This is a genomic window from Phenylobacterium sp. (assembly GCF_031425575.1).
Classification (GTDB): domain Bacteria; phylum Pseudomonadota; class Alphaproteobacteria; order Caulobacterales; family Caulobacteraceae; genus Phenylobacterium.
This window is the reverse complement of record NZ_JANPJP010000339.1, coordinates 1-7454: the sequence shown is the minus strand read 5'-3', so window position 1 is coordinate 7454 and position 7454 is coordinate 1. Positions and strand designations below refer to the sequence as shown.

The window sequence follows — 7454 nt, the reverse complement described above, 5'->3', positions numbered from 1 at the left end:
GCCGCGCTCTGACGACGTGAACGTCGCACGGCGGCGCCGGCTAGGCCAAAGCCGGCAATCATCAACGCCCAGCTCGACGGCTCGGGCACTGAAACCGCGTAATTGATGAAGTCAGTGTGGATGTAGATCGGCACATAGCCGCTGAACTCACCCCAGCCGGCGTTCAGGCCGCCACCGAAATCGCCGAAATTGACGCCGAACGTCAGGCCGTAGGAGTTGATCGAGGCCAACTTTCCATCGATGAACCCCGGGCCGCCCGAGTCGCCGCCGGCAATGCCGACTTCACGCGCGCCAAGGCCCGTGTGGTCGAAGTTGTTGTTGCCGATGGGACCCAGTCCGAGCGCATTGGCAATCCGTCGCGACTGGTCCTGTGCTCTCAGCCCGTTGTCGAAATCGGACACAAAGCTGAACTCGACCTCTGCCGTACCGAAGAAGTTCTCACCGTTGCCGTCGAGTTCCGTAAAGAAGCCCTGGAACAGCGGATTGCCCCAGGCGTAGTCATAGGTATTGTCGCCTTCGCGCAGAAAGCCGGTGCGGGCGCCAAACGGCGGCGTGTTGCCCTGCGCACCACCGACCGTGGACCGCGCGCCGTAACCGGCAACATTGAAGTTGCGACCGGTGAGGTCGCCTTCTGTGTACAGGTCATAGACTTCCGCAAACGACGGCGCCGCACTGGCCAGGCGCAGAATGGCGATATCGTTCTGGTCGATCACCTCGCCGGTGTATTCCGGATTGACGATGTAGCGGGTCACGTCGATCTCAACGCCGCCAACCTGCAGGGCAGTGCGCTGATCCGCGTCCCCGGCGAAGAAGTAGGCTTTCGTGCTCAGCGGATTGGCGGTGCCGTAGCCGTCGCTGACGCAGTGCGCGGCGGTGGCAATCGACGTGCCGCCGCCGACGACGCTGCCCGAACAGATGAACCTGACGTCGTTTGCGTAGGTCATGATCAGCGCGACGGTCCCGCTCTTGTTGGTGGTGGGGTAGTAGAGTGGATCACCGCCCCCGATCGTGTTGCTCGGCGGCAGGACGGCCGACGTGGGCATCTGGCCGATGATGCGGCTTTCGGCAAACCAGGTCAGGTCGCCGGAAGAACCAGACGAAATCTTTTGCGCCGAGGCCGGCGCGGCGATGCCCAGCGCCAGGGCGCTGAGGGCGCCGAATGCGGCGATGCGTAGTGAACTGTTGGTCATGTTGCCCCATTGTAAAGCTGCGCCAACGCGGCGCCAGCCGTTGAACATGCCACTGGAGCCAGGATGGTCAAGTTTTAGTTAACCATAATTCGGTGACCGCGGTTTTTTCAGTCAGGAAGCGTATAAAACCCATGCAAATTCGTGTCGTATGAGCACAAGTTATAAGATCCCGAGCCATTTCAGCACACCGTAGCGCCACCTGCCGCCCCGTGAGGCCCGCCCGCGCCAGTGCCGTTACGCGATACGGCAAAGCCATGTACCGTGCGCTCACATGAAACACATCTGCGTCTCGAGGGAGAAATCAATGGCCGGCCATGTCGCACTGTCCCAGGTTCTCATGCTCTCGTGTGCGTTTGCGGCGAGCGCCGGGCTGGCCTGCGCCCAGCCGGCCCCCACGCCGGGCCCTGCCGCCGACCTGAGCGGCACGTGGACCAGCCGCACGATGACCCCCCTGGAACGGGCCGCCAGCCAGCCCCGGCTGGTGCTGTCGCGCGCCGAGGCCGACGCTCTTGCGGGCCGTAGCGCCGCCTTCCGCGCCGCCGACGCCAGGCCCACCGATCCCAATGCGCCCGCCCCGCAGGGGTCCGGCGATCCGGGCGGGTACAACGCCTTCTGGGTGGACCCGGGCGATGGCTATTCGGTGGTCAAGGGCGAGATCCGGGCCTCCGGCATCGTCGAGCCTGCGGACGGCAGGATCCCGTACCGCGACCGCGCGGCCAGCACCGCGACCCAGCGCCGGATCGGTCAGGAATATGTCAGCGGCCGAGGCGACTATACCGACCCCGAAGATCTCCCGCTGAGAGAGCGGTGCCTGATCGGGTTCGGCAACACGGGCGGGCCCGGCATGCTGGGATCGCTCTACAACAACACCTACCAGTTCGTGCAGACCCCGCATCACATGGTGATGGTGATCGAGATGGTTCACGACGTGCGGATCATTCCGATCTTCGACACGGCGACTGCGGCGCGCGCCGCGCACCGGCCCACCGCCATCACGCCTTGGCTGGGAGACTCGGTGGGGTGGTGGGAAGGCGACACGTTCGTGATGGAAACCGTCAACGTGCACCCGGCGCAGGCGTCGGAAAGCTCCATTCCGCTGACCAAGGACGGCCGGATCGTCGAGCGCTTCACCCGCATGGGGAAGGCCGAGATCTTCTACCAGTTCGAAGTGACCGATCCGAACCACTACGCCGCGCCCTGGAAAGCCGAATACACCCTCACCGTCCCCAAGGGCGGGGTTTATGAATACGCCTGCCACGAGGGGAACTATGCGATGGAGGGGAACTATGCGATGGAGGGGATCCTGGGCGGGGCGCGGTTGGCGGAGCGGCAGGCGGCGGGGGTGGTTGCGGCGAAGTGAGAGCGTCCGACGCGCCTTGCGATACGTGTATCGCTATGATACCGATGTCGTTATGCCAATGTCACTCAGACTGCCGGCCCAGGTCGAAGAGCGTCTCGCTGCGCTCTCTACGCTGACAGGGCGTTCAAAGACCTTTTACGCCACGCAAGCCATTGTCGAGCATATCGACGATCTGGAGGATGCTCACTTGTCGTCCGAAGTTCGCGCACGCGTCCGCGCCGGAACGGAGGCCCGCATTCCGCTAAGCGAACTGCTGGATGAATATGGCCTGGCGCGTTGAACTCTCCGACAGCGCCGCCAAACAACTCCGCAAACTCGATCCGCAAATCGCAAAACGCATCCTGACCTTCCTGCGTGACCGCGTCGCGGTGCTCGAAGACCCGCGCAGCCTAGGCGAAGCCCTGCGCAGTAGGGACTTCGGCGATTTCTGGAAGTATCGGGTCGGCGATTGGCGGATCATTGCCGACCCAAGCGACGGCGTCATGATCATTACCGTGATCCGGCTCGGCAATCGACGTAAGGTCTACCGCCGATAGCGACGAGAAATGCGACTTTCAATGGGTCAGATTTGCTCTCTGAAGGCAGGTGTCTGTTTCGTGGATGACTTTTGGCGTTAGCGGGACAGGATAACCTGCCATCAGGTTCACAACAGCTGCAATAACCGCTCAGCTTTCATGATCTACGTAGGTTGGGCTATTTTTCGGTTACTGTCACAGTCACCGAATACGAATGTATTTGCAATAATACTCTCAATCTTACCCTGCGACAATGCTTTTTGCTAGGACGTTGCGACTATCGTACCAGCTCGGCGTTGCCCCAAGTAGTGGCGCTTGCTCTTTCGCGACCTCAGTCATCAAATCGTCCATCTCCGTAGACAATGCGTTTAGCCCGCGCAGCTTATCGCTACTGTCAAATATCTTCCTCGATCCGTCCGGTACGTAGAGTTTTCGCGCTTCATCGTGGTTGGTTGCAAGAAAATCAAGATGTCTCTGCGTCTCAGCCAAAACACCTAGTTCGTAGTACTGGTTCGTGGAAAGCTGTTGCAGGTTCGCGTGGTACATCGTCGCGGCAATATCAAAGCTAGGCAGGTCGATGACCGTACCTTCCTCCTGCGCATCGTTCTTTACATGCTTGCAGAGACGAATCGCCTTTTTCAATCCACCCCTTGCGACAGCATCGAAATCGTTGATGCGCTTAATGTGGCGGAAGGGTTGGTTCTGAAGCGTCTCTGGAACCTTCCTGTTGAGAATGTTCACGCCACGATCATGCTCTTGTCTAGTAGTTTGATAGTCGACCGTATCCCACCAAATCGACGGCACCACGTCTACAGGCCTGGCGAGCGATCCGCCGGAGATACAGATCGCCTTACCGCCCGTGCAGTCGACCTTCGCCGCAGGAAACTTGGTCGTCAAGATGACCTCGGCCTGGGCCCGCAGCTTTTTGAGGGCTTCAAGGGATGTCATTTTCGAGGGGCTGTAGTAACCGCTCTGACCGAGAACGCCATCACTACAGTAAATGAGAATCTGCGTGTCGAGGGTGAGAAGGTCGACGTCGCTGACGCCGCGGATATGTACGTCAAGCGGGACGGAACCCTGTAGCCTGAATTCTATCGAGAAGCCCGCTGCCTCAAGATTGGCTTTCAGCTGTTTCCCGACCCGAGTTGCGGTTTCGAGGCTGATTGCAGTGTACTCCGGCTCCACCTGCGCCATCGAGCCGATAGCGTAGCGTGTATTGGGCGTATTCACGCTGACGCGCTTCTGCCAGGGCTCGTCGAGGATACTTTTCAACAGGATGTCAGCTCTCTCTGACTCAATTAGCCAGTCGAGACGGTCGGTTCCGCTACGGCGCTGCTTTAGGCGGTCCAGTCGTCCCCTGATGTTGCGTGGCATCTAGGCCTCCTTTGTGAGTTTCATGGTTCCGAATGTGAATCGGCCAAGGCCGTTGAAGTACTCGCCTTCAGCCGTTTTCAGGTCCGGCTGGAAGACAAGTTCCGCGTAGCCGCGATGGCTTTGGAGTTCGGGCTGATCGGCCTTCGGCTCATTTCGGTAACTGTAGAAGAGCCGAAAGCCCTCTGCATCGTCACGTAACAGCGCGGCTGTGCAGCTATTCGAGGCCGACTGATGCGTCTTTAAGTTGACTCGAATCTTGTCCCAGCTTTGCACAACAGTGATCTGAGCCAACCATTCGTATCCCTTCGACTTGTCTGGATTGATAGTTTGGCCCTCGCATCTCCAACGCCCTGCGAGGTGCGGGACCCCAAGCGCGCTGGCGATCCAGGGCAATTTCCAGATGTACCGGTCGAACAACCAGTAGAGGAGAGTGAAGGCGACTCCCGCCCCGATGGGAGGCAGCAGCACAGGCGGCACATGCTCGCCGAGGCCTAAAGATCGTGCGACGTCGAACGCCGCCAAGACCAGTGCGACAACAATGGAGGAAACTGTGGCAGCGATGATGGCGATCACCTGCCCGATACGGGCGCGATTGATGCCGCCAAGGACCGAATACTCGTGGTTCATGCGTCGGATCCCGAAAAGGACGACGCACATTGCCCAATGTGTAGCTCGAAGTGGATCACAGGCGCTCCTAGTAAGGATCGCCAAAGTGGTGTGCGAGACAGAGGCGCGGATAGGTCTGTTGTGCAGACATGCGCCGAACGCTACTAATCGCTGCACCGACTTCGACGAGTCGGAAACTCGGTGAGGGGGCGACGTTCTCGGACCGCCAAGTCGGACCGTCGTCCTCTCCCATCCGGCCTTAGACAGCCGGCCCCTTTCAAGCAGTTAGACTTCTGCTCTTCCGGGGAAATTTTCCTGAGACAGATAGGCCCGCCCTGCCGTCGAGGGCAGAATCGCCCCCGCAATTTGAGATTTATGCGATTCGTGGCAGGTCGAAAGCGATTTAACGCCGAGTTAATATGTTTCTCGAGATTCGCGGCTCCTGTCTACATCTTGTGGCAATCTGCACGTAGCGTTCCATATCTTGGTTCCGCCTATGCGAAAACGCAGAGCGTAGGAACCCCGCGCGACCCTCCTAGAAGGCCAACGCCACGCGCGCCTGCACAGCGTGGGCGTTGCTGTCCTTAGACAGCAGCCCGCGATAGCTGGCGGAGGCCGTCAGGTTTGTGGCGAGGTTTCCGCTGAGGGCGGCGCCGATGTGCGCGGCGCTGCGCGATTGCGACTGGACGCTGGTCAGGAAGGCGACCGGTGAGCCGGCGAGGCTTACGGCGAAGTCGTCGCCGCCGTCGTCGAGGCGGTAGCGATAGCCCGCTCGCAGGCGCGCGGTGAGGCCGCCGCCGGCCGCCGCCAGGGGAAGGGTCAGGGTGGCGCCGGCTTCGACGGCGGAGCTGTCTTGCTTGCGCTTGGGCGCCACCAGGCCCGCCACGCCGGCGCCCGTCTCGCTGTAGGCGTCGATGGTGGCGCGCTGCATGTCGATCTGGGCGTAGGGGGCCAGCGAACTGTCACCGCCGAACGCCATGGGGGCCGCGACCCTGGCCGCCAGCGACCACACCTTGCCGTCCTGTGACGAGGTGGCCGTGCGGCCCAGGCTGGCGAGGGACCGGCGGGTGTCGAGGTTGCTCCACCCGTAGCCGGCTACGCCCGTGAACACCACGCCCTGCCCCGCCGAGACGAACGCCTGAACCGACGTGGTCTCGACTTCGGTTTCGCCGACCCCGCCGCGGAACTTGTCCTTGCCCGTGGCGTAGGCGATGGCCAGGCCCCCGGTCAGGTCCTCGCCGGACGCGAGGTCGACGCCCGCCATGAACGTGGTTCGGGAGATTTTCGAGCCGGACTGACCGACCTCGGCGTCGCGCTTGCCGAAGGTTTCCCCCGCTGCGGCGAACAGGCCGATGCCGGCCGCCGGGCGGCGGGTCACGTCATCGGTATGGCCGAAGATCGTCTCCTGGAAATCGACCATCGTCTCGACGGCCTGGCGGCCCTGGGCGTAGATCGTGCGGCCAGAGAGTTCTTCCAGAGCCTGGGATCGCCCCGCGGCCGTGCCCACCGCCTGGGCCATCAGCAGCTGGTCCAGCTCGGTGCTGAAGCCAGCCGAGACATCCAGCGCATTGGCCACCGCCAGCTGCGAGGCGTTGGTCGCCGACGGCGCGAGCAGGGCGCGGACGATCTGGCCGCGGATGACGCCGCCGGGGTTCGGCTGGCTGTGGATGTTGAAGTAGAGCCCCTGGGCCTTGAGGTTGGCCACCTCGGCCGTCGGAATGGCCCAGGTGAGCGGCCCCACCGGACTGACGCCGGCCGGAGCGCCGGGGCTGCTGGGGAAGCCGAAGATGACAGGCCCGTTCACCCCTACGACGCCGCGATGAACGTGCCCGTTGACGACGATGGCGGCCGGAACGTTGTGGGTGACCGTGATGACCGCGGAGGTTTCGGCGGTGTTGAGGATCAGAAACCCCGTGCCCGTGAAGGGGACCGCGACCGGTGGCACCTCCTGAGCGCCTGTCAGGGTTCCCATCCAGAGGGTGCCGGCCTGGGCGTCGGCGGCGATCAGGGTCGCCGCGGAGACCGCCGTGAGGAGCGTACAAATTCTGGTCATCACTTTACGCCCCGAGGGTTGGTTGCGATGTGAGACGGCGGCGAAAGCGCCGGCAGGATCATCAAGATACAACGAGATCGCCACGGCGCAATGCAGAGCCGTTGCCCAGCCGTATGCCCCTAGCGTTCGTCCGTCCCCTCGCTCAGCCCCTCCTCGCCCAGGAACCGCGCGAAGTCCTCCGTCTCGCGGAAATCGCGGTAGACCGAGGCGTAGCGGACGTAGGCGACGTCATCGAGTTGCTTCAGGTGCTTCATCATCAGTTCGCCGATGGTGGAGGACGGCAATTCGGTTTCACCCATGCTTTCCAGTTGGCGGACGATCTCGGAGATCATCCGCTCCACGCGGTCGGGCTCCAG

The 7454-nt window shown here is 62.2% G+C and carries 7 protein-coding genes and 2 pseudogenes; 3 read left to right on the top strand and 6 right to left on the bottom strand.

What is annotated here, in order from left to right; genetic code table 11:
* Both RMO97_RS21615 and RMO97_RS21610 read right to left on the bottom strand, forming a co-directional pair.
* Nucleotides 1–95: pseudogene (locus tag RMO97_RS21615) on the bottom strand (PEPxxWA-CTERM sorting domain-containing protein); the annotation flags it as partial.
* 534 nt (nucleotides 96–629) lie between these two features.
* Nucleotides 630–944 (bottom strand): annotated as a pseudogene (locus tag RMO97_RS21610) (trypsin-like serine protease); the annotation flags it as partial.
* A 550-nt stretch (nucleotides 945–1494) separates the two neighbouring features.
* On the opposite strand from RMO97_RS21610, the gene RMO97_RS18675 reads away from it, so the two are divergent.
* From RMO97_RS18675 to RMO97_RS18665, 3 genes are read left to right on the top strand one after another with little or no spacing between them, the layout of a single operon-like run.
* Complete coding sequence (locus RMO97_RS18675; protein ID WP_310542517.1) at nucleotides 1495–2550, top strand: hypothetical protein; 1056 nt, start codon at nucleotides 1495–1497, stop codon at nucleotides 2548–2550.
* 25 nt (nucleotides 2551–2575) lie between these two features.
* Complete coding sequence (locus tag RMO97_RS18670; protein ID WP_310542516.1) at nucleotides 2576–2830, top strand: TraY domain-containing protein; 255 nt, start codon at nucleotides 2576–2578, stop codon at nucleotides 2828–2830.
* Entirely contained in the window at nucleotides 2808–3086 is a 279-nt protein-coding gene (locus RMO97_RS18665) for a type II toxin-antitoxin system RelE/ParE family toxin (protein WP_310542515.1), read from the top strand. The genes RMO97_RS18670 and RMO97_RS18665 overlap by 23 nt, the downstream gene beginning before the upstream one ends.
* A gap of 219 nt (nucleotides 3087–3305) precedes the next feature.
* On the opposite strand, the gene RMO97_RS18660 is transcribed toward RMO97_RS18665, so the two are convergent.
* The 4 genes from RMO97_RS18660 to RMO97_RS18645 all read right to left on the bottom strand — a co-directional run.
* The gene (locus RMO97_RS18660; protein ID WP_310542514.1) at nucleotides 3306–4439 is read right to left on the bottom strand and encodes a hypothetical protein; all 1134 of its coding nucleotides are present in this window, start codon (nucleotides 4437–4439) and stop codon (nucleotides 3306–3308) included.
* A complete protein-coding gene (locus RMO97_RS18655; RefSeq protein ID WP_310542513.1) occupies nucleotides 4440–5066 on the bottom strand; it encodes a hypothetical protein in 627 nt (208 codons plus the stop codon).
* Between the two features lie 514 nt (nucleotides 5067–5580).
* Nucleotides 5581–7098 carry an autotransporter domain-containing protein gene (locus RMO97_RS18650; protein WP_310542512.1) on the bottom strand — a complete coding sequence of 506 codons (1518 nt, stop codon included), beginning with the start codon at nucleotides 7096–7098 and terminating at the stop codon, nucleotides 5581–5583.
* A gap of 119 nt (nucleotides 7099–7217) precedes the next feature.
* On the bottom strand, nucleotides 7218–7454 hold a 237-nt coding region (locus tag RMO97_RS18645; RefSeq protein ID WP_310542511.1), incomplete at its 5' end, for an ATP cone domain-containing protein.

Coding starts and splice junctions, on each gene's coding strand:
- RMO97_RS18675 (WP_310542517.1), top strand. CDS start 1,495: ATGGCCGGCCATGTCGCACTGTCCCAGGTTCTCATGCTCTCGTGTGCG.
- RMO97_RS18665 (WP_310542515.1), top strand. CDS start 2,808: ATGAATATGGCCTGGCGCGTTGAACTCTCCGACAGCGCCGCCAAACAA.
- RMO97_RS18660 (WP_310542514.1), bottom strand. CDS start 4,439: ATGCCACGCAACATCAGGGGACGACTGGACCGCCTAAAGCAGCGCCGT.
- RMO97_RS18655 (WP_310542513.1), bottom strand. CDS start 5,066: ATGAACCACGAGTATTCGGTCCTTGGCGGCATCAATCGCGCCCGTATC.
- RMO97_RS18650 (WP_310542512.1), bottom strand. CDS start 7,098: ATGACCAGAATTTGTACGCTCCTCACGGCGGTCTCCGCGGCGACCCTG.